The 23,851-nt window shown below is 37.1% G+C and carries 23 protein-coding genes; 6 read left to right on the top strand and 17 right to left on the bottom strand.

Features of this window, described 5'->3' with window-relative positions; all coding sequences use genetic code 11:
- Positions 1 to 311: 311 nt before the first annotated feature.
- From RK01_RS03480 to RK01_RS03450, 7 genes are all read right to left on the bottom strand, one after another.
- Positions 312 to 1,103 carry an SDR family NAD(P)-dependent oxidoreductase gene (locus RK01_RS03480; protein WP_016171891.1) on the bottom strand — a complete coding sequence of 264 codons (792 nt, stop codon included), beginning with the start codon at positions 1,101 to 1,103 and terminating at the stop codon, positions 312 to 314.
- 5 nt (positions 1,104 to 1,108) lie between these two features.
- Positions 1,109 to 2,047 (bottom strand): ribonuclease Z, encoded by a 939-nt coding sequence (gene rnz, locus RK01_RS03475; protein ID WP_016171890.1) that lies wholly within the window; start codon positions 2,045 to 2,047, stop codon positions 1,109 to 1,111.
- Positions 2,048 to 2,132: 85 nt separating this feature from the next.
- Positions 2,133 to 2,705, bottom strand: coding sequence for a DUF1269 domain-containing protein (locus RK01_RS03470; protein WP_016171889.1), 573 nt, complete (start codon positions 2,703 to 2,705; stop codon positions 2,133 to 2,135).
- A gap of 161 nt (positions 2,706 to 2,866) precedes the next feature.
- Positions 2,867 to 4,180 (bottom strand): GTPase ObgE, encoded by a 1,314-nt coding sequence (gene obgE / locus RK01_RS03465; RefSeq protein WP_016171888.1) that lies wholly within the window; start codon positions 4,178 to 4,180, stop codon positions 2,867 to 2,869.
- 85 nt (positions 4,181 to 4,265) lie between these two features.
- Positions 4,266 to 5,201 carry an alpha/beta hydrolase gene (locus tag RK01_RS03460; protein ID WP_016171887.1) on the bottom strand — a complete coding sequence of 312 codons (936 nt, stop codon included), beginning with the start codon at positions 5,199 to 5,201 and terminating at the stop codon, positions 4,266 to 4,268.
- Between the two features lie 20 nt (positions 5,202 to 5,221).
- Complete coding sequence (locus RK01_RS03455; RefSeq protein ID WP_016171886.1) at positions 5,222 to 5,821, bottom strand: NUDIX hydrolase N-terminal domain-containing protein; 600 nt, start codon at positions 5,819 to 5,821, stop codon at positions 5,222 to 5,224.
- Between the two features lie 208 nt (positions 5,822 to 6,029).
- Positions 6,030 to 7,121, bottom strand: a complete 1,092-nt coding sequence (locus RK01_RS03450; protein ID WP_016171885.1) for a DUF871 domain-containing protein — start codon at positions 7,119 to 7,121, stop codon at positions 6,030 to 6,032.
- Between the two features lie 173 nt (positions 7,122 to 7,294).
- Here RK01_RS03450 and RK01_RS03445 point away from each other — a divergent pair, with 173 nt between their 5' ends.
- Positions 7,295 to 8,032, top strand: a complete 738-nt coding sequence (locus RK01_RS03445; RefSeq protein ID WP_016171884.1) for a peptidylprolyl isomerase — start codon at positions 7,295 to 7,297, stop codon at positions 8,030 to 8,032.
- A gap of 46 nt (positions 8,033 to 8,078) precedes the next feature.
- On the opposite strand, the gene RK01_RS03440 is transcribed toward RK01_RS03445, so the two are convergent.
- Entirely contained in the window at positions 8,079 to 8,513 is a 435-nt protein-coding gene (locus tag RK01_RS03440; protein WP_016171883.1) for a 3-hydroxyacyl-ACP dehydratase FabZ family protein, read from the bottom strand.
- Between the two features lie 207 nt (positions 8,514 to 8,720).
- Here RK01_RS03440 and fabI point away from each other — a divergent pair, with 207 nt between their 5' ends.
- From fabI to RK01_RS03425, 3 genes are all read left to right on the top strand, one after another.
- The gene (gene fabI / locus RK01_RS03435) at positions 8,721 to 9,476 is read left to right on the top strand and encodes an enoyl-ACP reductase FabI (RefSeq protein WP_016171882.1); all 756 of its coding nucleotides are present in this window, start codon (positions 8,721 to 8,723) and stop codon (positions 9,474 to 9,476) included.
- A gap of 403 nt (positions 9,477 to 9,879) precedes the next feature.
- Positions 9,880 to 11,598: a Na/Pi cotransporter family protein gene (locus tag RK01_RS03430; protein WP_016171881.1), complete on the top strand. Its 1,719-nt coding sequence runs from the start codon at positions 9,880 to 9,882 to the stop codon at positions 11,596 to 11,598.
- Between the two features lie 123 nt (positions 11,599 to 11,721).
- On the top strand, positions 11,722 to 12,636 hold the full coding sequence (locus tag RK01_RS03425) for a mechanosensitive ion channel family protein (RefSeq protein WP_016171880.1): 915 nt from the start codon (positions 11,722 to 11,724) through the stop codon (positions 12,634 to 12,636).
- Between the two features lie 111 nt (positions 12,637 to 12,747).
- Here the strand turns inward: RK01_RS03425 and cbpB are convergent, their stop codons facing one another.
- The 8 genes from cbpB to RK01_RS03385 all read right to left on the bottom strand — a co-directional run bounded on the left by cbpB (position 12,748) and on the right by RK01_RS03385 (position 19,208).
- A complete protein-coding gene (gene cbpB / locus RK01_RS03420) occupies positions 12,748 to 13,245 on the bottom strand; it encodes a cyclic-di-AMP-binding protein CbpB (protein WP_016171879.1) in 498 nt (165 codons plus the stop codon).
- 98 nt (positions 13,246 to 13,343) lie between these two features.
- The gene (locus RK01_RS03415) at positions 13,344 to 13,856 is read right to left on the bottom strand and encodes a metallophosphoesterase (protein ID WP_016171878.1); all 513 of its coding nucleotides are present in this window, start codon (positions 13,854 to 13,856) and stop codon (positions 13,344 to 13,346) included.
- Between the two features lie 40 nt (positions 13,857 to 13,896).
- The gene (gene rph / locus RK01_RS03410) at positions 13,897 to 15,246 is read right to left on the bottom strand and encodes a ribonuclease PH (RefSeq protein WP_016171877.1); all 1,350 of its coding nucleotides are present in this window, start codon (positions 15,244 to 15,246) and stop codon (positions 13,897 to 13,899) included.
- Between the two features lie 4 nt (positions 15,247 to 15,250).
- Positions 15,251 to 16,063, bottom strand: a complete 813-nt coding sequence (gene racE / locus RK01_RS03405) for a glutamate racemase (RefSeq protein WP_016171876.1) — start codon at positions 16,061 to 16,063, stop codon at positions 15,251 to 15,253.
- Between the two features lie 220 nt (positions 16,064 to 16,283).
- Complete coding sequence (locus tag RK01_RS03400) at positions 16,284 to 16,940, bottom strand: amino acid ABC transporter permease (RefSeq protein ID WP_016171875.1); 657 nt, start codon at positions 16,938 to 16,940, stop codon at positions 16,284 to 16,286.
- A 15-nt stretch (positions 16,941 to 16,955) separates the two neighbouring features.
- Positions 16,956 to 17,603: an amino acid ABC transporter permease gene (locus RK01_RS03395; protein WP_016171874.1), complete on the bottom strand. Its 648-nt coding sequence runs from the start codon at positions 17,601 to 17,603 to the stop codon at positions 16,956 to 16,958.
- A gap of 12 nt (positions 17,604 to 17,615) precedes the next feature.
- Complete coding sequence (locus tag RK01_RS03390) at positions 17,616 to 18,422, bottom strand: transporter substrate-binding domain-containing protein (protein WP_016171873.1); 807 nt, start codon at positions 18,420 to 18,422, stop codon at positions 17,616 to 17,618.
- A gap of 48 nt (positions 18,423 to 18,470) precedes the next feature.
- A complete protein-coding gene (locus RK01_RS03385; RefSeq protein ID WP_016171872.1) occupies positions 18,471 to 19,208 on the bottom strand; it encodes an amino acid ABC transporter ATP-binding protein in 738 nt (245 codons plus the stop codon).
- A gap of 337 nt (positions 19,209 to 19,545) precedes the next feature.
- On the opposite strand from RK01_RS03385, the gene trpS reads away from it, so the two are divergent.
- On the top strand, positions 19,546 to 20,556 hold the full coding sequence (gene trpS / locus RK01_RS03380; RefSeq protein WP_016171871.1) for a tryptophan--tRNA ligase: 1,011 nt from the start codon (positions 19,546 to 19,548) through the stop codon (positions 20,554 to 20,556).
- Between the two features lie 151 nt (positions 20,557 to 20,707).
- Positions 20,708 to 21,382, top strand: a complete 675-nt coding sequence (locus tag RK01_RS03375; protein ID WP_016171870.1) for a YoaK family protein — start codon at positions 20,708 to 20,710, stop codon at positions 21,380 to 21,382.
- Between the two features lie 46 nt (positions 21,383 to 21,428).
- On the opposite strand, the gene pheT is transcribed toward RK01_RS03375, so the two are convergent.
- Positions 21,429 to 23,846: a phenylalanine--tRNA ligase subunit beta gene (pheT, locus tag RK01_RS03370; RefSeq protein WP_016171869.1), complete on the bottom strand. Its 2,418-nt coding sequence runs from the start codon at positions 23,844 to 23,846 to the stop codon at positions 21,429 to 21,431.
- Between the last annotated feature and the right edge of the window lie 5 nt (positions 23,847 to 23,851).

Raw genomic sequence — 23,851 nt, 5'->3', positions numbered from 1 at the left:
CATTCTTTTCAAGTGGACTTTTAAGTCGTATTCTCCAAAAACTTCTTATTTCATCGCTAAAAATGACACTATTTTTCTGATTCCTATTTATCAAAGTATAACTTTATACGTAGTTAAAAAATGCTATCCTAGAGTAAGACTTAAGAAAAAAGCTAACCAGGACACGATGAAAATAGCATGCCAGCTGCGTCTTTTAATACGATTAAAATATTCCTAATCCTTGGCTTTACATTCTTCTACCTATAGCAAATTTATATATTATTTCGTAAAAAAAGACTACCTTTTGTACGTTCAGATAGTCTAAAAAATATTTATTTTTGATTAAAAATTCCGCCAGCGAGTAAATCCCCAATTTTTGGAAATAGAGTATAAAATTGACTTGCCGCTTGCATTAAACGCGGACGATTAATCTCTCGTTTACCTTTTCGGATTCCCTTTATAATAACTTTTGCCAAGTCCTCAGGTTCTAACACTAAATTTCCTAAGTCTGACAAATAGTTCCCACTAGGGTCAGCTTTTTCAAAAAAGTTTGTTGCAATCGGGCCTGGATTAACAGTCATAACTTGGATACCAGCAGGTTTTAGTTCCAAACGTAATGCATTTGAAAAGCCCAATACAGCAAATTTCGTCGCCGAATATACCGCAGTTTTAGGTGTGGCCATTTTTCCTGCCATAGAGGCAATATTGACAATATTTCCAGACTTTCCTGCTTCTAACATCATCAATGCAATTTTTTGCGTCAATACCATCATCCCTAAGACATTTACTTCAAACATTTGATACGCTGTTGCCATATCAAAGGTAACAAAGTCTTCAAAAACACCAAAACCAGCATTATTGATTAATATATCGACACTGCCAACTTCACTTTGTACCTTTTCAAGCATGGCAGCCACGCTGTCAGGTTGGGCTACATCTAATTGAAAAGCGTAAGCCGTTTTGCCACTTAACATTTCACATTGTTCTTTTACTTTACCAATCAAATTGATTCTTCTTGCACAAACAATGACGATAGCACCTTGTTTTGCAGCTTCATAGCAGAGCTGTTCGCCTAGACCGCCGGAACCACCGGTAACTAAGACAACTTTATTTTGTAAATCCATCCTTCTCACTCCTTCAATTCATCTTCAAAGGGAATCGCAACAATATCAAAATCTTTAGCAATTTTTGTATTGGGAAAAATTTCTTGGGCCTCTTTTTCCAAATTGAGAGCATCTTGCGCTAAGTAGCGGGCACTAATATGAGTTAATATTAATCGTTTAGCATGAGCATTTTTAGCCACTTCAGCCGCTTGATGAGTCGTGGAATGAAAATAGTTGCGCGCCATTTTAGCTTCTGTTTTGTTAAAGGTACTTTCGTGTACTAAAACATCTGCATTTTGTGCTAATTTCACCGAAGCATCACTCATTCTAGTATCGCCTAAAATGGTAACAATTCGCCCTTTTTTGGCTTGGCCAACATAATCTTTCCCGTTGATTAGCTCTCCATTTGGCAAAGTTACTGTCTCACCTTTTTTTAAGCGACCAAAAATCGGTCCTGCTGGAATACCCAGTTCTATTAATTTAGCAACTTGAAGTTCACCAGCGTGCTCGTGTTCTACCACCCGATAGCCGTAGCTTTCAATCCCATGATCTAGTAGTTCACAGGTAACAGTAAATTGTTTGTCTTGGAAAACAACACCCGTTTTTATTTCAATAAATTTCAGGCTATAGGCCAAACGCGTTTGTGAAAGTTTTAAAGCATTTAATACAAATTGTTTAATACCGACTGGGCCATAAATTTCGAGAGGCTCATTCCCGCCTTGAAAAGAGCGGCTACTAATTAATCCTGGTAAGCCAAAAATATGATCACCATGTAAATGGGTAATAAAAATTTTTTCAATTTTACGAGGACGAATATTCGTACGCAAAATTTGCATTTGCGTCCCCTCGCCACAATCAAATAGCCAAACCGCATTACGCTCATCTAATAATTTCAATGCAATGCTTGTCACATTGCGGTGTTTTGCCGGTACACCCGCACCGGTTCCTAAAAACTCTAATTCCATTTTTTAACCTGGCTTTCTAAAAATTTAACGAACGAAAGGTTCTTTAATAGTATAACACGCGCAAAAGCCCAAACTTAACTTTGTTTTATTCTTTTGTATTAGAATCATCCTTTAGATGACTTTTTTCCCAACTGTCTTTTGCTTTTTCCTTTGTTTCTTTTGTAACTTGTTGCGCTTTTTGAATTTCTGCTTGTACTTCATCATAATCAAAACGGGCAATTTCACCATGAAGTTGTTCAAAAACGATTTTATTTAAGGGCCGGTTATCATCTTCTTCGGCTATTATAATTAATCCTGTTTGACCGGGTGCAATTTTATTGAGTAAGAATTTAAAAATGTCTTGAGCTTCGCTGATTTCCTTAGCATCCCGAGTGGCACCAATCATACTACCACCAACCCAACCTAATAATATCGCTAAGGGACTAATTAATACCCCTACCAACATGCCGATAAAACCGCCCTTTGAAGCGTTATCGTTGCCAGTAAAATCCATGAAATCTTCAATTTTAAATTGATGGCTACCATCATCTTGATGGGTTACAACTGCCATTTGCTCTCCTTTTAGTTCTCGTTTTAAAACCAATTGTTTTACTTCTGAAAAAGCTTGATAACTTTCAGATGCAACTTCAAAATTCATCACAATGACCCGTTTACTCATGATAATCAACCTCCATATACATTTTGTATTTGCTTTTATAAATTGAGTGTACCAGTTAACGGAAAGAAAGAAAAAAGAAAAGCAAATTACTCTGACACATTTCCACAAAAGGGTCGTCAATCTCCCTTTTAAAGTTGCGTCCTAGTAATTTGCTTTTCTATTTATTCAACAAACTCAAATTCAAAATTGCCAATTCGCACAATATCACCATCTTTAGCGCCGCGAGCTCGTAAAGCTTCATCGACACCTAAGCCTCTTAATTGGCGTGCAAACCGCATTACAGTTTCATCATGATCGAAGTTAGTCATTTGGAATAGTTTTTCAATTTTATCTCCGCTTAAGACCCAAGTTGCATCAGGTTCACGGGTAATTTCAAACTCTGGCCCATCTGACTGATAACCATAATGAACCACATCTTCTTCGATTTCTTCATCATATAAAGGAAACTCAGGTGTGGTTTCTAACAAGTCAGCAGTCGCATTCAAAAGCGCCTGGAGTCCCTTTTTAGAAACTGCCGAGATAGGAAAAATTGGCATATCATCTGCAAATTCGTCAGCTTTTTGCTCTTGTAATTTTTCTTTAAAAGCTTTTAGATTCGCTTCTGATTCAGGCATATCCATTTTATTGGCCACGATAATTTGAGGACGTTCTAATAAACGCAAATTATGACTTTCCAACTCTTTGTTAATCGCCAAATAATCTTCATAGGGATCTCGGCCTTCCATACCGCTCATATCAATTACATGCAAAATCACCCGGGTCCGTTCAATATGACGTAAGAATTGTGTACCAAGTCCCACACCTTGGGATGCTCCTTCAATTAACCCTGGCAAGTCTGCCACAGCAAAGCTACGGCCATCACTGGTAGTGACCATACCAAGATTTGGTACTAAAGTAGTAAAGTGATAAGCTCCAATTTTAGGACGTGCTGATGAAATTACAGATAACAGTGTAGATTTACCAACTGAGGGAAATCCAACTAAACCTACATCAGCTAAGACTTTTAATTCCAACTCAATTTTGCGCTCTTGTCCCGGTTCACCATTTTCAGCTAACTCTGGTGCTGGATTGCGTGGTGAAGCAAAGCGCGTATTTCCACGGCCACCGCGGCCGCCTTGAGCAACGACTAACGTCTGCCCTTCTGCTACTAAGTCCCCTAATAAGGCACCGGTTTCCGCGTCTCGCACAGTTGTGCCAGGCGGAACTTTCACATAAGTATCTTCTGCACCGCGACCGTGCATACCTTTACTCATCCCGTTTTCACCAGGAGTTGCTTTAAAATGACGATTGAAACGAAAATCCATTAAAGTCCGGAGACCTTCATCAACTACTAAAATAACTGCACCGCCGTGGCCGCCATCGCCTCCGGCTGGTCCACCATCAGGAACATATTTTTCCCGACGAAAAGCAACCATGCCGTCGCCGCCTTTTCCGGCTTTAACGTCAATTGTTACTTGATCTAAAAACATGGACATATTTTGTCCTCCATTCTATTCCCATAAATTAAGTCTTCATTATTGTAACGACCAAATAGCTATTTGTCTATGATTTTAAAATTTATTACCTGAATTCATGCTGACTTAAAAAGCTCTTAACCTTTTCTTGATAGAGTGACGGATTTTGATTAAAGCTTTGTGCATGGGCAGCACCTTCTACTACCCATTTTTCTTTAGGAGCATCAGTTGCATTATAAACTTTATCCAACATTTCAAAAGGGACAAATTTATCCGCAGAACCATGGATAAATAATATCGGCGTTTTATTTTTGGCTAATTGCTTGGTCACATCGCCATCGGTAAAGAAAAAACCAGCCCGTAGACGTGTAACTAAGTTTGTAACTTGAATAATTGGAAATGTCGGCAAATCAAACAACTGGTGATATTGATAGATTAGTTCATCTTGAATAGATGAGTAACCACAGTCTTCTATGATGGAAACTACATTATCAGGTAATTTTTCGCCTGATGTCATCATCACAGTTGCCGCCCCCATACTAACACCATGCAACACAATTTCTTCTTGAGGGTTTTTCTTCAAAACTTTATCAATCCAGCGCAAATAGTCCTTGCGTTCAGGCCAGCCAAAACCAATATAATTCCCCTCACTTTGACCGTGCCCTCGAGCGTCTGGAACCAAAACGTTGTAACCTAGTTGGTGATACATATCGGCAAATTGATACATCGATTCTGCGTCGCCCATATAGCCATGAGCAATAATTGCCGTTTTATGACTTTCTTTTTGAGCCGGCAAATAAATCCCTCGAAGTTTTAAATTATCTTGACTTTTAATATGCCAATTTTCTCTTTCTTTTCCTTTAAACCATGCTAAAGCTTGGGTTGTGGGTTTTTCATCAGTGGCATCTGCTGGAGTATCGTTGGCTAAAAAATCTTTTTCTGAAGGCACAAAAGCATAATTATAAAAATAGTTTCCAGCAAAAGCTAAGCCACCAAGTACTACAAGTAAAATAAGACCAAAAGTTATCCAAAATTTCTTCATTTCTTTTCCTCACTTAAAGTTTAATCACAATGTGTGTTGGCAGGATGTGTGTGATAAGAAAACGCTTCTTTTAAATCCGTTAAAGTGGTTCGAGCTAATGATAAAGGTAGCTTTTCACATTCTGACAAACTAAAAAAGCCAACTTCAGCTGTCTCTATGCCCGTTTTGATGGCAGTATCTAGCGCTTCACAATAAATAAAGAATTTATAAACATAAGTTAGACTGGCTGGATAATCATGTTTTGCTTTATCTTTTACTGCCATTAATTGAACTGGCTTAACCATAATGCCAGCTTCTTCGTAAATTTCTTTGGCTGCAATTTCAAAAGGAGAAAAACCGACATCACCCCATCCACCCGGGAGTGCCCATTTATTATCACTTTTTTCTCGTACAAGTAAGAGTTTATCCGCAACAAAGACAACGCCTCGAATATCTACTTTGGGTGTGGCATACCCATCATCCGTATAAAGATAATGTGCAATTTGTGCTTGATCCCAATCCGTCAAAAGCGCCATTAATTCTCCTGTCACCACTAATAATTGATCATATCGCTCCTGATCAAAAATGTCATGACCATATTTTTTTCCCGACTGACCTATCCCTTGTAATTCATTTAACAAAAGAGCGAGATTTTTTTCATCTTTACACCTCCAACTTTATCATTATACAAAAAAATAAAGGGACAACAAAATCAAAAAGAATAAAAAAAGACTCAAATAAAACAAGATTATGGTTTTTTGTCAAAATAAATATCCTGAAAAAACCAATAAACCACACCTTGTTTTATTTGAGTACTTCTAATTAACATTTTAAAAGAGAAATTACAAATTATTTATTTTCAATTAGTTTAAAACTTGACCACGGTTTCAAAAAATCTAGTAAGAATAGCTCGTCATCACTAATCCGTCCGACGACATTCACTCGACCATCATTTTTCATTTCCTTTAAAGCGATTTGGGTTTCCCCTTTATATTGGCCGTAACCAACATTATCAATCAAGACATCGCCATGCTTCATATCTTTTGTGTTATGTGCAGGGAATGGCTTGTCTTTATAATAGACCCGTGTCATTGTTGAGCGTAAAATATATTCGGAGCGATCCCCCCGATAACTGTGTAAATTATCAAACAAACAGATACGTTCATCTTCTGTGATGTCAGCCGCAGGATCTACCTTCAAACTTGGATATTCAGCAAAGAACGCTGCTGCCGTTGCTTTTAACTCAGCTTCTGAAGCGTAAGCATTGCCAACTGAGATATCATCAATCAACCCAGTTAGCATGAAATGTTTGACTTGTGTAGCAATTTCCAAATCACGATGATCTTCTAATGTACACAAACCGTCTTGGGTAGGCCAAGGTCCAAATGTTGCTGCATGGGAATTCACAAAAGCCATGGTGTTTAAATTATACTTGCGGAATTTTTTTGAACAAAAAACAAAGTGATCATAACTTAGACCAGAATAACGATGGGGGTAGAAATTATGAGAACCCAGTAAGTTATTTGTATTTGGGGAATAGCTCATAATATTATCGACATAGTTAGTTCCTTGACTCATGTTAATCTCAATTTTAATACCATATGGATTACGCGTCATCTTCGCTTCTTCTGCCCCAGTAAATCCTAGGTCTAAACGGACCCCATAAGCCCCCATTTCATCAAAAAAAGAAAGATCCTCATAAGAAATACCCAGTTGTTCAAAAAGACCTGGATTAATATCTACCATAACTTCCATATCGAGACTATTAGCGTAATCGACGACTTTTTTAAAACCTGATAAAACTTGGTCTTTATCACCATCAATTTCTAAGAGACTCGTAAAAACACGTTTAAAACCATATTTATGTGCTAAATCCAAATATGCTTTATCCTTTTCAAAAGTCGAACGTTCTGGATAGACTGAAATACCTAATTTTCCCATTACTAATTTCCTCCTCGTAGATTCTAACTTTGAATGCTCTTTCATTATAGCAAAAGCGCTTTAATTGGTCTACACCTTTACCTTATTAAAAGGAAATCTTATCTTTTTCATGACTAGTCAAATTTTTTTATATTTGTTATTCTTGAACTATCTTAAATAAAGGAGATACAGGAATGATCAAAAAACGTATTTTAGGAGTTGCACTTTTATTTTCAGTTGCGCTTTTTATTGCCGGCTGTAATACAAATACAACTTCCACTACTTCTTCCAGCACAAAAAAAACAACCGAAACTTCTGCAAAAGTTGACGTTAACAAACTGGATTTACCCCAATTAGATCCAGAGATTAAACCAAACGAAGATTTAGTAGAACTTCAAACTGATAAAGGCAATATCAAAATGAAACTCTTTCCTGATATCGCTCCAAAAGCGGTCGAAAATTTTATAACCCACGCTAAAAAAGGGTATTATGATGGTTTGACATTCCACCGCGTTATTAACGATTTTATGATTCAAGGTGGTGATCCGAAAGGAGATGGAACAGGTGGTGAAAGTATTTGGGGCGAAGGGTTTGCAGCTGAACCTTCAAACCAGCTTTATCATATTCGTGGTGCATTAGCCATGGCACAATCCCAACAACCTAATAGTATTGGCAGTCAATTTTATATCGTACAAAATAAAGACGATATGAGTGACGGCCTTTTAAAAGGCTGGGTCCCAGATAAAATCATTGACGCTTATAAAAAGGGCGGCTATCCTTCTTTGGATGGCAGTTACACTGTCTTTGGTCAAGTGATTGAAGGTATGGATGTCGTAGATAAAATTGCAGCTGTTAAAACCGACACCAATGACAAACCCGAAACCCCAGTAAAAATCAAAACAATCAAAATTTTACAAGAAGCTAAATCATAACAACAAAACAGACTTGCTGCTAAATGACAGCAAGTCTGTTTTGCTTTTATTTGGCCCCTACAATAAAAGTAAAGACGCAATCTGCAACTTTTTTTTCACCTACAGTAGCTACTGCATCTGCAGTTCCTACGTTGCCTTTCATCCTTGTGATTGAAAAACGCAATTCTAAAGTATCCCCCGGGCGGACAAATTCATAAAAATGCGCGTCGTTAATCCCGCCGATATAAGCAGTTTTCCCTAAAAATTCTGGCGTTTTCAAAATTAAAATCGAACCAGCCTGGGCCAATGTTTCTAACACAAGTGTACCTAGCATATGTGGATTTTCAGGCTGACTCTGGCAGAAATCTTCGTTATAGGTAATTTGCTTTTGCGCAATAATCTCTTGACCGAATTCTAGAGAAGTTACTTTATCAATATATAAAATTGGAAAGCGATTGGGAATCAACTCCTTCACTTGTGCAACTGTTAGTGTTTGGCTCATATGAACCCCTCCTTGTTTTTACTTATCAAAATAGCAATTGAAATAATCTATTTTGATTATCAAAGTATCACAACCACAAATTTCATGCAAATATCTCATCTTAGCGAAAAAAAATAGTTTGACAATCAAACAATTTTATCTAATAATAAGAAATCATACAGATAAAACATTGCATTTATTTATTTTAATTATTCAAGGAGTGTACACATGAGTTTATTAACTGGAAAAAAAATTGTCGTTATGGGCGTTGCAAATAAACGTTCAATTGCCTGGGGCTGTGCCAAAGCATTAAGTGATCAAGGTGCAGAAGTTATTTATACCTACCAAAATGACCGTATGGCAAAACAATTGGAAAAATTAATCGGTAGTGATGCCTTCAAAGTAGAATGCGATGTTGCTAGTGATGAAAGTATTAAAGAATGTTTTGCAAAAATCGGCACTTATGCGGGAGAAATTCATGGTGTCGTTCATGCAGTTGCATATGCAAATAAAGAAGATTTAGCTGGTAGTGTTGTAGATATTACTCGTGATGGTTTTGCATTGGCTCAAGAGATTAGTGCTTATTCATTAATCGCAGTCACCCGGTATGCTAAAAAATATTTAGCCAAAAATAGTGGCATAGTGACTATGAGTTACTTAGGTTCACAAAGAGCCGTGCCAAATTATAACATGATGGGGATTGCTAAAGCTGCCTTAGAAGCTGAAGTTCGTTACTTAGCAGCAGAATTATCACCAACAGGAATTCGGGTAAATGGTATCTCCGCGGGTGCCATCAAAACATTAGCGGTAACCGGCGTGAAAGATTATCAAAAATTAATTCAACTTTCAGAAGAAAGAACACCAGACCATGTCGGGGTAACTATTGAAGAAGTTGGCAATACCTGTGCCTTTCTGATTAGTCCTGCCTCTAGTGGAATTATTGGCGAAGTCATCTTTGTTGACAAAGGTGTTCATTTATCTTAACCAAAATTATTAATAAAAAATCTGAATAAACTCGTGCAACTTTCAAGCAATAAGACCAAATTTTGATGAATTGCTTTCACTTTCTTAAGATTTTGATTTTTTTGCCATCGAAAGTTCGTTCGTGTTGCCAGACAGCAATAATCTTTATATGAGCCCTATTCTTTATGAAAATCATATAATCTCTTTACCTATAAAAAAGACTGCGCATAGATGCAGTCTTTTTTATCTATGCCAAATTTTAAAAATAAACAGAGAGATTATTTTAGAGTTTCAGCGTAATAATTTAGAATATATGCACTTCTATGGCTATAAGAAAGAAGCTTTTTTCAAAAAACGTTTACAACTGCCTCTCTTTTCGCTATATTAGCAGTAATTGGTTAAATTTATGGCTGGAGGAAGTTTTATGTCGTATCAAGATATGTTTTTTAGCTTTTTAGGTGGTCTAGGAATTTTCTTATTTGGTATTAAATATATGGGAGATGGTTTGCAAAAAGCTGCGGGTGATCGCCTACGAGAAGTATTAAATAAATTCACCTCTACCCCATTACGCGCTGTATTAGCAGGGATTATTGTGACCGGACTCATTCAAAGCAGTTCGGGTACAACTGTGCTGACAGTTGGATTGGTCAGTGCTGGTTTCATGTCTTTACGTCAAGCGATTGGCGTCATTATGGGAGCAAATGTCGGAACAACAGTTACAGCATTTATTATTGGTTTTAATTTAAGTGCTTATGCCTTACCGATTATTGGCGTAGGGGCTATTCTTTTATTTTTCACCAAGCGAAAACTATTTCAAAATAGCGGACAAATCTTATTTGGCTTTGGTTGTTTATTTTTTGGCTTAAAGTTGATGGGTACTAGTATGGAACCACTAAAAGATTTACCGCAATTTAACGATTTAATGATTAGTGTTTCCCATCATCCCGTTTTAGGAGTTGGAATTGGAACCATGCTCACCATGGTTTTACAAAGCTCCAGCGCTACAATCGGAATCTTACAACAATTATATACACAAAATAGCCTTGCTCTAGGTGCTGCATTGCCGATTTTATTTGGTGATAATATAGGAACGACGATTACAGCGGTAATTGCTGCTTTAGGAGCAAGCGTGGCGGCAAAGAGAACTGCTGGAGCACACGTTATTTTTAACTTAGTCGGTGCCATTATTTTTACATTGTTATTAACGCCATTTACTCATATTGTGATAGCAATGACCGACGTTTTTCATTTGAACCCAAGTATGCAAATTGCCTTTGCTCATGGTCTTTTTAATATCTCAAACTTGGCCATTCAATTTTGGTTCATTCCACAAATTGAAACATTGGTCAAAAAAATCATTCCCGGCACAGAAAAATCTTTGGACATCCGCACGGTTGAATTAAATGAAGATTTTCTTTATACTTCACCAAGTATTGCATTGCGTCAGGCTTCAAATGAAGTTATCCAAATGGGAAATTATGCGTTGCGCGCTCTTTCTGCCACAAAAGATTTCTACGCCAAACCCGCCGAAGATACAAAAGATGATGTTTTCCAATATGAAGAAGCCATCAATCGCTTTGATGTGGAATTGACGGAATATCTGGCAAAAATTGCTACAGTTGAATTATCACAAACCGAAAGTCAAGAACAAGCGATGTTGTTGGAGTTTACCAAAGATTTTGAAAGAATTGGGGATCATTGTAAAAATATCGTCGGTTTCGTGGAAGAAGCCTGTGAATTAGAACAAAAACAACGCAACAAAGAAAAACGTAATGGGAATAATTCAAATCAGGGACGTACCACCTTACTTTTATATGATGATGATTTAGTTTTGCTATTTGATAAGGTAATAAAAAACATTCGTGATGCTTTATCTATTTTAGAGACAGATGATCATGATTTGGCCACAAAAATTCTTTCACGGGAAAAAGAAGTCAATGAACTGGTGGACTTACTGAGACGAAAATATTTCCGTCTCATGGGTAAAGGTGCCGGCCGTGCTGCTGACAGCGTCTTATTTATTGATATCAGCTCAAATTTGGAGCGTAGTAGTGATCGTACTCTTCACATTGCCAAATATATCTTAGGAAATGTCTATGGCTTTAAAACACCAGCGGCATATCCTCAGCAATTGAATGACTAATTTAAAAAAAGTAAAAACTGCCAACAATTTGGCAGTTTTTTTTTACTCTTTTTGTTAAGATAAATATTGGAAATCTATTAACACTATCTTAAACTAAATTATTGAGTATAAGGGAGGACTTTCATGTTACACATTGCAGCACAAACAACAGATTCGACCGGTTCTGCCTTTACAGAACCGGCTGTACGCCAATTAAACGCTTTCCAACGCTGGTGGGACACAATTGATTGGGAAAAAGTCACAGGCCTATTAATTTCCAAAGGTTTAATGATTCTTTTTCTGATTTTTCTATTTAGCGTTTTATTACGTGTTTGTGATTTTTTAGTAGAACGCAGTTATCAGTCTTACCAAAAAAGACAAAAATTCAGCGAAAGTCGGATGAATACATTAAATACTTTGATTCGCAATGTCATCCACTACACGTTAGGTTTCTTTTTCATCTATTCTCTTCTTTCAACTTTGGGTGTTCCAGTTGGTTCACTGTTAGCTGGAGCAGGAATTGCCGGCTTGGCCATTGGTCTTGGGGCGCAGGGTTTTATGAATGATATTATCACAGGCTTCTTTATTATTATGGAACAACAAATCGATGTCGGAGATTATGTGATTTTAAACAATCTTACCATCGAAGGCACCGTCACTTCTGTCGGCATCAGAACCCTTGAATTACGCTCGGCAAATGGTACTGTCCATTTTATTCCCAATCGCAATATTACGACGATTAGCAATAATTCACGTTCTAATATGCAAGTAATCGTAGACGTGAGAATTGATCCAAATGAAGGTTTAGATAAAATAAAAGCCGCTATCAAAACCGCAAATGACCAGATTGCTTCAAGCTACAAAGATGAAGTCCAAACTGATCCAACTATTTTTGGGCTTGTTGACTTGGGCAATAGCAATTATGCAATTCGTACTACCTTTTATGTTTTAAATGGCCAACAATTCAAAATTAAAGAAGATTTATTAGCAGCCTCCATTACCGAATTAAATAAAGCAAATTTATCGATTCCTTCAACACCGATATTACCAACCACCTAAAAAGTAGCAAAAGATTAAATGGATACGAAAAAACGAGCAGTATTGCCTTTCAATAGGAATACTGCTCGTTTTTTATTTTTAAACCTTCATATGCTACTTATCTTTAACTACTTAAATAACAAATAGCTTATCTTTCTTTTTTTCTGCTTTTTCAACCAGTTCATAGCGCTTTTCCATTTCATGTACCAAATGATTGGTAGCTTTTAGTACTTCTTTTCTGGTAATAATCCCTAAAAAAATACGCTCGCTATTAACAATAGGTAAAAAAGCATTATTAACTAATAGGTGTAAAATATCCTCTAATTGCGCATCTTCTTTGGCATAGTCAACACCAATTTCCATCACATCGGCAACAGTTAGCCCTGCTAAATTATCGGTATCAATTTTTCTTAAATCAATCATCTTTCCTACGATGTCATTTAAACCGATTAATCCTACAAAACGATCATCTTTATCTAATACCGGAATTTTAGAATATCCGACTTTTGATAAAACTAACAACGCATGATCTAATGGATTGGAATACATTAAAGATGCAACGTTTTCTGCGGGTACTAAAAAATTATCTTGATCTTCTAATAAAAGTTCTTGGACAGTGGTTCCTATCAAATTGATTGCCTCCATTTCCACCCAACATACAACCTTATTGTACAAAAAATTGTAAGGGGAAACATCTTGACTTGCAAGCCTTATAAAAAACTTACAGTTTATTTTTTATAAGTGAAATGCAAGTCCGTTACTGCCGTATGCATCCGATCATAGTATTGCACATCCCAATTATTTTTCGTGCTTTCAATAATAGCATAGCTTTGAATTTGAATTGGGCCTCTTGGTTGGGAAATACTCCCAGGATTTAAATATAAACATCCTTTTACGGCTTCACACCCAATTTGATGCGTATGCCCAAATAGGCAAATAGTCGCATTCTCTTCTTTTGCCTCTAAAGAAATTTGGGTTAAACCAAAACGAACATTTGACAAATGGCCATGAGTCATATAAATAGTATCTTCTTTTGTCTTTATGACCAAACGATTTTTAAATCCCGGATCAAAATCGCAATTACCCCCTACAACATTGTAGCTTTGAAATAACGTATCATTACTAGCTAATTCTGAATCCCCACAGTGGAAAAAGTAATCAACTTCATTTTGACGACGATTTAGTATATCGACAAGGATTTCACGATCACCATGGTTATCACTAACTACTAAATACTTCATAATTTGCTCCTTTACCTATCTCATTTTCATAAAAATTGTCTTATCCCTCTAACCAAGTTTGCCAACTTTTCTGTAATTTTTTCAATGCTTGACCACGATGACTGATGGCATTTTTTTCAGAACCGGATAATTCTGCTGCAGACTTTTCCATGCCCGTCGGAATAAATAAAGGATCATAGCCAAAACCGTGATCACCGCGTGGAATACGACCAATTCTTCCCGGCCAATCTGCTGAAACAACTAAACTTTCTTTTGAAGGTGCCGCAAATACCAATGTACAATGAAAATGGGCAGTACGATCTTCATCCGGAATATTCGTTAACTCGTGAAGTAATTTGGCGTTGTTGGCGGCATCACTTTTTGCTTCTCCAGCAAAGCGGGCAGAGTAAACACCAGGCATCCCATTTAAAACATCTACGGCAAGGCCAGAATCATCTGCTAAAACCGGGCGCTGTAATATTTGGGCGATCGTTTCTGCCTTTAGCCGCGCATTTTCTTCAAATGTATGCCCGGTTTCTTCCACTTCGGGAATTGTTGGGTAATCTAATAATGTTTTAATTCGATAACCCGCTTGGCCGAACATCTCGGCAAACTCTTTGGCTTTACCAGGATTTTTAGTTGCGATGACGATTGTTTGCGCATCCGCTTCTATTTCATTACCCAGCTCCTCTTTACCTAAAAGCGCTTCTTTTTGAAAAGCCACTAAGTCATTAACGGCATGTTTAGCGTAGATCAACATCTCGTTTAACTCTTCTCCACTAAATGTACTTTCTTCTCCTGTCCCTTGTAATTCCACAAACTGACCACTTTCTGTCATAACTACATTCATATCTACTAAAGCGGAAAAGTCTTCGGTATAATCCAAATCCGTTACACAAGTTCCATCGGGTAAAATGCCCACACTAATTGCTGCTAAATGCTCTTTAATAGGGTCTTTGGCTAATTCGTTTTGTTGTAATAACTTATTAACAGCCAAACGCAATGCGACAAAAGCTCCTGTAATACTTGCCGTTCTGGTTCCACCATCAGCTTGTAAAACATCACAGTCTACGATGATGCTTTTTTCTCCCAATTTTTCCAAATCGACCACAGCTCGTAAAGACCGTGCAATCAAACGTTGAATCTCCATTGTTCGTCCCGATAATTTTCCTTTGGTGCTTTCTCTTTGGTTACGAGAACTAGTCGCCCGGGGGAGCATGCTATATTCCGCGCTCACCCATCCTTTACCACTGTCTTTTAAAAAACGGGGGACGCGATTTTCAATTGTAGCCGAACATACTACTTGTGTATCCCCAAAAGAAATCATTACTGATCCTTCTGGATGCTTAAAAACATTTGTCTTAATTGTCACCGGACGAATCTGCTGTACGGCGCGGCCATCATGTCTCATTTTTCTAATTCCCTTCTAAGTTTACGTGTTTAGACCAAACTGAGATATTATTCAGCCATTCATTAGCAATTTCATTAAACATTTTTGTTGATCCTGTTGTATAAAATTCATAACGCGGTTTTTTATTTTCACTGCTATTTGCAATTTCAAAATAATCCAACAATACACTTACTTCTCCGACCGTTTCCGCGCCAGAATCAATGAGTTGCACTTGGCTACCCACTACGTTTTGAATAATCGGTCGCAATAACGGATAATGCGTACATCCCAAAATCAAAGTATCCATGCCACTATATTGCAGAGGTACCAATGTTTCTGCTACAGTTTTCTTGGCTACGGGCGATAAAAATTGATTACTTTCCACCAATGGAACAAATTTAGGACAAGCCAAACTGAACACTTGCATATTTGGTGTCTTTTCTTGTAGTGCTTTTTGATAAGATGCACTTTTGATCGTTCCTTGTGTTCCAATCACACCAACTTTATGATTATTGGTTGCCTTAACCGCAGCACGTGTACCTGGTAAAATAACGCCTACAACAGGAATGTCAATTTCTTGTCGAATCACATCCAGCGCGACTGCTGTTGCGGTATTGCAAGCAATCACCAAGAGCTTAATTTCTTTTTGAATTAAGAAATGCGTCATTTGACGGGTAAATTCAATTACTTGTTCAGCGGGTCTTGGACCATAGGGACACCGGGCTGTATCACCTAAATAAATTAGATTTTCATTTGGTAGTTGTTTTAGCGCTTCTTTTAAAACGGTCAATCCGCCCACACCCGAATCGATTAAACCGATTGCGTGCTTATTTCCCATATACTTCATCCTTTGAAGCTTTAATGTAACATTAAAGCGAATTTATTCCACTAATGTCTCTATTTTCGCCTTTTTTTCCTTTTTTTTCAAGTCTTGCTGACTATCTTTAGACCAATCCTGCTTTGATAGCTAAATTGGCTAAAGGTTTCATTTACAATAAAAAAGACAGCAATCTTTTTAGGTGTCAAACTGTCACACTGCAAAAGATTGCTGTTATTGCTTAATAGTTGTATTGTTTTGTTTCTAAATATTTTGAGACTAAAGATAAGGCATAGCAAACGATAAAGTAAGCAACTGTCATTGCTAAAAACATCGGCAATACATAATTTTCATTTTGACCATAAATAATTTTTGCATTATGGGTTAGTTCCGGCAACGAGATAATTACAGCCAATGAAGTGTCCTTAATTAAAGAAATTAATTGGCTAACAATTGCTGGAATCATCGATTTAAAAGCCTGTGGAATGACAATCGAACGCATTGTTTCCGCATATGTCAAACCAGTTGAAAGACCTGCTTCCATCTGACCTTTTGGCACAGCATTTAACCCCGCCCGAAAGACTTCTGATAACATTGCCGATTCAAAAATTGTTAATGCCACCACAGCAGACCAGAAAATATCAAAGCGGATCCCGATTTGTGGTAAAGCAAAATAAGTGAAGAAAATGATTAATAGTAATGGTAAGTTACGGATAACATCGATCACAATTCCTAAAATCTTTGATAAAAAAGGAATATTACTAAAGCGAATCACGCCCACGAAACCACCAATAATAAAACTAAAAATAATAGACAGAACGGATACTTCCACTGTTACCCGCAGGCCATCAACTAAAAATCGCAAGTTGACAAAAGAAAATGCATCAAAGAAATTCATTTAATCCGCTCCTTTCTAGCCAGTTACGGCCCATTTTTTCTCTAAATGATTCATTAAATAAGAAAGTGGCAATGTTAAAACTAAGTAAAACAAAGCGACGATAATATACGTATCAAAAGTATTAAAGGTTGTACTTGCAATTAAATCTCCTTGATACATTAAATCAAGGCCTGCCACCATGGCTAGTACAGATGAATTTTTAACTAAATTGATAAATTGATTGCCTAATGGTGGCACAACAATTTTGAACGCCTGAGGTAAAATAATGTAGCGCATGGTTTGACTATAAGTTAACCCTTGAGAAAGTCCGGCTTCGGTCTGTCCTTTTGGTACTGTCTGAATCCCCGAGCGCACTGTTTCGGCAATAAAGGCCGAAGTATAAATGACTAAGCCAATCGTTCCAGCTTGAAATCCGTCGATTTGAACCCAGTATAAGGGCACAACGACAAAAAAGAACATCGCGATAATCAATAAGGGGATATTACGGAAAAATTCCACATAAGCTTGGGCTAAAAACTTGATAACCCGATTACTAGAAAGTTGTAAAATTGCCATTAATGTTCCGATAATCAAACTAAAGAAAAGGGCAATTATACTGGAATATATTGTAAATTTAAACCCTTCAAAAAACATACCACTGTATTCTTGAAATAGTGTCAGCATAACTGGCCTCCTTTATTTTACTTTCCCAGTATTGTCATCTGGGAACCACTTGTTATAAATCTCATCATAAGTACCATCTGCATGCATTTCATCTAAAGCTTTGTTGACTTCTTTTAAGAAATTATCTTGGCCTTTATTGATAGCAATACCATATGGCTCTTCTGTAAATGCTTTACCCGTTAGTTTATAGTTCATATTTTCCGAAGCCATTCCCAACAAGATAGCATTATCAGTCGTCATAGCATCCCCTTGTCCTGACTGTAAAGCGGTAAAAGCTTCTGCATAATTTTCCAGTTCTAAGATTTTAGCATCCGGTGCATGTTTACGAATATTCACCGCAGAAGTGGAACCTTTAACTGCTAGAACAGTATCATCCGCAGTTAAACTATCTACGCCAGTAATTTTACTGTCTTTTGGCACAAGTAATGACTGGCCAGCATCAAAGTAAACTTGCGAGAAATTAACTTGCTTTTTACGTTCTTCTGTAATAGTCATCGTAGCGATAATAGCATCGATATTCCCATTTTTTAGCAATGGAATTCGTGTTTTGGAAGTAACTTCCACAAAAATGGCATTGCCATCTCTACCTAAGATTTTTTCAGTAATACCGCGGGCAATATCAATATCAAAACCTTTCACTTCGTTGGTTGTAACATCCATCATCCCAAATAAACGGGTATCGTATTTTACTCCCCAAATAATTTGATTATTTTCTTTACTCACTTTGGCGATATCTTGATCTGCAACACTTTTACCGCAACCACTCATTAAGAGCAGTCCGGCTGCAAATGCAAAAACCGCTGAAAAGACTTTTTTCATCAACTTTCCTCCAATCACTTTTATTGCGCCAAACAACTGACTGTCATCTTAGTGATTAATTACTTTACTAATAAATTGTTTCGCGCGATCAGTTTTAGGATTATTGAAGAAATTTTCGACATCGCGACTTTCTTCCACTACTTCACCATCAGCCATAAAGACAACGCGATCGGCTACTTCTTTAGCAAAACCCATTTCATGTGTCACCACAATCATCGACATTCCATCTTTGGCAATTTTTTTCATAACATTTAAAACGTCTCCAATCATTTCTGGGTCTAAAGCAGAAGTGGGTTCGTCAAATAATAGCATTTGTGGTTGCATTGCTAATCCGCGGGCAATAGCTACCCGTTGTTGTTGTCCGCCTGAAAGCATCGAAGGATAAGAATCTTTTTTATCCAGCATTCCAACCCGATCTAACAAACGTTCCGCTAAAGCAATAGCTTCTTGTTCATTTTGTTTTAAAACTTTAATTGGCGCTAATGTAATGTTTTCTAACACTGTTTTGTTGGGATATAAATTAAAGTGTTGAAAGACCATCCCGATGTTCTTACGCATCTCGGTTAATTTAACGTTTTTACTATAAAGATCTTGGTCATTAATTAATAAATGTCCTGAAGAAATCCGCTCTAAACCGTTGATACAACGCAACATGGTACTTTTTCCTGAGCCGGAAGGTCCAATAACTACGACTACTTCCCCTTTTTCAAAATTTAAATTAATATTTTTTAGCGCGTGAAATTTACCATAGTATTTTTCCACGTTTTGAAATTCGATCATAGACATTGGCGTCACTCCTGTTTTAAATTTAAATTCTATTGATGTTTGGTTTAAGTAGTATTATAAGCAAATTAAAAAACGTTTGTAAAGTTTTTTCGTAAAAAAAGATCAAAATTGACGAACTTTTCTGACAATAATAACGCGTTTTTTTGATAGCTTTCTTAACATCATAATGTCACTTGTATTCGTTTACACAAATAATTCTTTGCTTTTTTGACAGTAACTTATTTTCCCAGTTTCTTATCTTATTTTCCAGTTATTTGCCTTTTTGGCAGTTGCCGGAAAGTTTAAAAAAAGGTACACTGACATATGTGAGAATAGAAATTAGAAAAGGTGAAAACTCTTGAAAAATACCATTTTAACAGGGGATCGCCCCACTGGCCGACTGCACTTAGGACACTATGTCGGCTCTTTAAAAAAACGGGTGGAAATGCAAGCTGATCCCAACAACAAACTTTATATTATGATTGCAGATATGCAAGCATTAACTGACAATGCTAAAAATCCTGAAAAAGTTTCTTCAAATGTGTTAGAAGTCGCTTTAGATTATCTAGCTGTCGGCCTTGATCCAAGCAAATCGACATTATTCATCCAATCTCAAATTCCCCAACTGGCTGAATTAACCATGTACTTTTTAAATTTAGTTTCCGTTGGACGCGTACGTCGCAATCCGACCGTAAAAAGTGAAATCGAACAAAAAAACTTTGGTGAAGGCGTACCAACTGGCTTTTTTATCTATCCAGTTTCTCAAGCTGCGGATATCACTGCCTTCAAGGCAAACCTTGTGCCTGTCGGCGAAGATCAAAAACCAATGCTAGAACAGACTCAAGAAATCGTGCATAGTTTTAATAATACTTACAGTCCTGTGTTGGTTGAACCAAAAGCTGTGCTGCCGCCTAAAGGTATGGGCCGCTTACCTGGAATTGATGGTAACGGCAAAATGAGCAAATCTTTAGGAAATGGTATTTATATTGCAGATTCTGCTGATATTGTTAAAAAGAAAGTTATGAGTATGTATACCGATCCCAATCATATTCACGTCGAGGATCCTGGACAAGTAGAAGGCAATATGGTTTTCACTTATTTGGATGTTTTTGGAACCGATAAAGAATACATCGCGGAGTTAAAAGATCATTATCGTCGTGGTGGTTTAGGAGATGTTAAAATCAAGCGCTATTTAATCGACGTGTTAGAAGCTGAATTTGCGCCTATTCGTGCTCGTCGTGAAGAGTTAGCAAAAGATCCAGCTGCCGTTATGGCAATCTTGCAAAAAGGCTCCAAAGAAGCAGAAGAAGTTGCTGCTAAAACCCTAGTGGAAGTAAAATCTGCTATGGGAATTGCCTATTTTAACTAATTCGCCCACTTTTTTAGTGTAATTCCTATACCCAAGCGTGATTTAAGGATAATGTTTCCTTAAATCACGTTTTTTTACAAAGACAAAATAGTTGTCAAAATCTTTTCTTACGGCTAGATTAAAAGTAAGAAAAGTTGGTGAGGTGAAAATATTGAAAGATAAAGAATATCCTCTACATGAAAGGCTAATTATTGGTGTATTTTTAGCCGCTGCAGCTGGCGGTTTAGATGCGTATACTTATCTTTTTCACGGCGAAGTATTTGCTGGTTTGCAAACGGGGAACTTCATTTTATTAGGATTAAATTTAGGACAAGGTGATTTTGCGGCTATTTTACGCTATCTTGTGCCAATCACAGCCTTTTTCATTGGGAGTGCGGCAACACGTTTTCTGCAACATCAATTAGCAGATGATACCAGTCAAAGAAACCGTCAGAAAATTGTTTTAATACTAGAAATTAGCTTGATGGTCGTCGTGGCGCTTCTCTCGCCTTATATTTCTGATAAATTAGCGAGTGCTCTTCTGTCGTTAGCGGCGGCTGCCCAATTGCAAGAGTTTCGCAAGCTTCACGCGGGTCCTTTTACTTCCTTAATGATGACTGGAAATTTACGGACACTAGGTGAAACAACTTGGGATGCTTTTATTCATCACGATCAAAAAGCTAGCGCGAAGTTCAAAGATACGGCCATTATCATTTTTAGTTTTGTCTGTGGCGCTACCCTAAGTAGTTTATTCGCAAACGTTTTAGGGTTTGCCACAATTATTCTTTCTGCTATCATCTTACTAATTCCTTTGTTCATTCTTCATTTCACTAAAGAAAAACATTAAAAAGCTTTTATCAGCGTTACAATCACGCTGATAAAAGCTTTTTTAACTACCGAATTTCTGCGGTTAATTTTTCAGTTAGATTTTTTGTTACTTTTTCCATTGCTTTATTGATTTCTTCATCGGTTAATGTAGCTTCTGGATTTACAAAGGTCAAGCTGTAGGCAAGTGACTTATAGCCATTTTCAATATTAGCTCCTTGATACACATCAAACAAACTAACTTTATTTAAGAATTTTCCAGCTGCTTCTTTGATTACGGCCACAATCTCTTGATTGGCAACATCTTCTTTAACTAGCATCGCAATATCACGACTTACAGCTGGGAATTTAGAAACAGCTTGATAAACTAAAGGTGTTTTTTGAGCTGTCAATAATGCGGCTAAGTTTAATTCAGCCACAAAAGTTGCACCGATATCATAAGCTTTAGTTACTGTCGGATGTACTTGACCCACAAAACCAATTTTTTCACTGCCTAAGTAAATTTCAGCAGTTTGTCCCGGATGCATTTCTTTCATTTCTGTCGTTTTGATATAAGAAATGTCTTTTGCACCTAGAGTTGTTAAAAGTGTTTCAACAATTCCTTTAGCTAAGAAAAAGTCAACTTTTTTACCGGATTGCTGCCAATCTTTTGTTTGCCATAAACCCGATAAAGCAAAAGCGACATGGGTTTCTTCTAATGGCAAATTTTTCAATGGATCGGTATCTTGGTAAAAGACACGACCAATTTCATAAAGTGCGATCGCCTCATTTTTGCGTGCAACATTATACGCCACATCATCTAATAAACCACTAACCAGATTCATACGTAAAACAGCACGCTCTTCTGTCATCGGCCAATCCAAGCGGGTTACATTACTTTTGCGCATCATAAATTGACGAGATTTTTCTTCTGTGGTTAAAGCATAACTAATCGCTTCTGTTACGCCTGCACCTTCTAAAGCGCTACGAACTTCACGAGTTTTTAATTGTTCATTTGTCAAAGAACCCGCACCAGTTTCTCCGCTAGGTAAAGTACTTGGAATTTTATCATAGCCGTAAATACGAGCCACTTCTTCAATGATATCTGCTTCAATGTGAATATCCCAACGACGAGGTGGAATCGTCACAGTAAAGTATCCATCACTTTCTGTATACGAAAATTGCAAGGCTTCAAAAACTTCACCTACTTCTGCTACAGAAAGATTTGTTCCAAGAGAACGATTGATTTTAGCTAAAGTAATACTAACCTCTTCATTTTTAACTTCAACAGCAGAGCCCACTACCGCACCTTTTAAAACTGTACCGCCAGCAAGTTTTGCAATCATAGCCGCAGCTACTTCGCAGGCTTGATTAATTGCACCTTTGTTAATGCCTTTTTCAAAACGCGCTGATGATTCACTTCGCAAATTGAATTGTTTTGAGGTTAAACGAATAGACAATGGGTCAAACAAAGCAGCTTCTAACGCAACTATTGTCGTCGTATCTGTAATTTCAGAATCCAAGCCACCCATTACACCGGCTAAAGCTACCGGTTTATCTCCGTTAGTAATCACAATATTTTCTGGAGTTAAATTTCTTTTTTCATCATCTAAGGTAATAAGAGTTTCCCCTGCATTCGCACGACGAACTAAAATTTCTTGACTACCTAATTTAGCGTAATCAAAAGCATGTAATGGTTGCCCAAATAATAATAAAATATAATTGGTGATATCGACTACATTATTGATTGGACGAATTCCTTCGTTCATTAAGCGATTTTGCAACCATTGTGGTGAAGGGGCAATTTTCACGTTTTCAATAATGCGAATTTGATAAGATGGCGCATCTTTTTCATCTGCTACGCTGACTTTAATTTTATCACGAGCTACTTCATCACTTTCAACTACTTTTTCATCTTTAAAATGAGGCTTTTGATTGTAAATCGCACCGACTTCATAGGCCACGCCTCGCATGGATAAGGCATCCGCGCGATTGGGTGTGATAGATAATTCAATAATACTATCATCTAAATCTAAATAAGGAAAAACAGATTCTCCTGCAACGGCATCTTGTGGCAAATAATAAATACCATCGGCAAATTCTTTTGGTACAACATTTTCGGAAATACCTAGTTCTTGTAAAGAGCAAATCATACCGTTTGAAACTTCGCCACGCATTTTGCCTTTTTTAATTTTTACGTTATCGGCAATGCGTGCACCTGGCAAGGCTACAATCACTTTAATTCCTTCTTTAACATTAGGGGCACCACAGACGATTTGGGATAATTCTTCTGCTCCGATATCGACTTGGCAAATCGATAAGTGATCAGAATTTGGATGAGGTACACATTTTTCAACTTTTCCTACGACAATTTTCTTTAGCCCTTCTGCTGGGACTTCAATACCTTCTACCTCAATGCCTGTGACAGACATTTTATCTCCTAATTCTTGCGGAGAAATTTGAGTAAGGTCTAAATATTCATTTAACCATTTATAAGAAACTAACATAAATT

This window comes from Enterococcus dispar ATCC 51266 (genome assembly GCF_000406945.1).
Lineage (GTDB): Bacteria > Bacillota > Bacilli > Lactobacillales > Enterococcaceae > Enterococcus_C > Enterococcus_C dispar.
The sequence above is the reverse complement of the archived record's forward strand: the minus strand, read 5'-3'. Positions and strand labels throughout refer to the sequence as shown.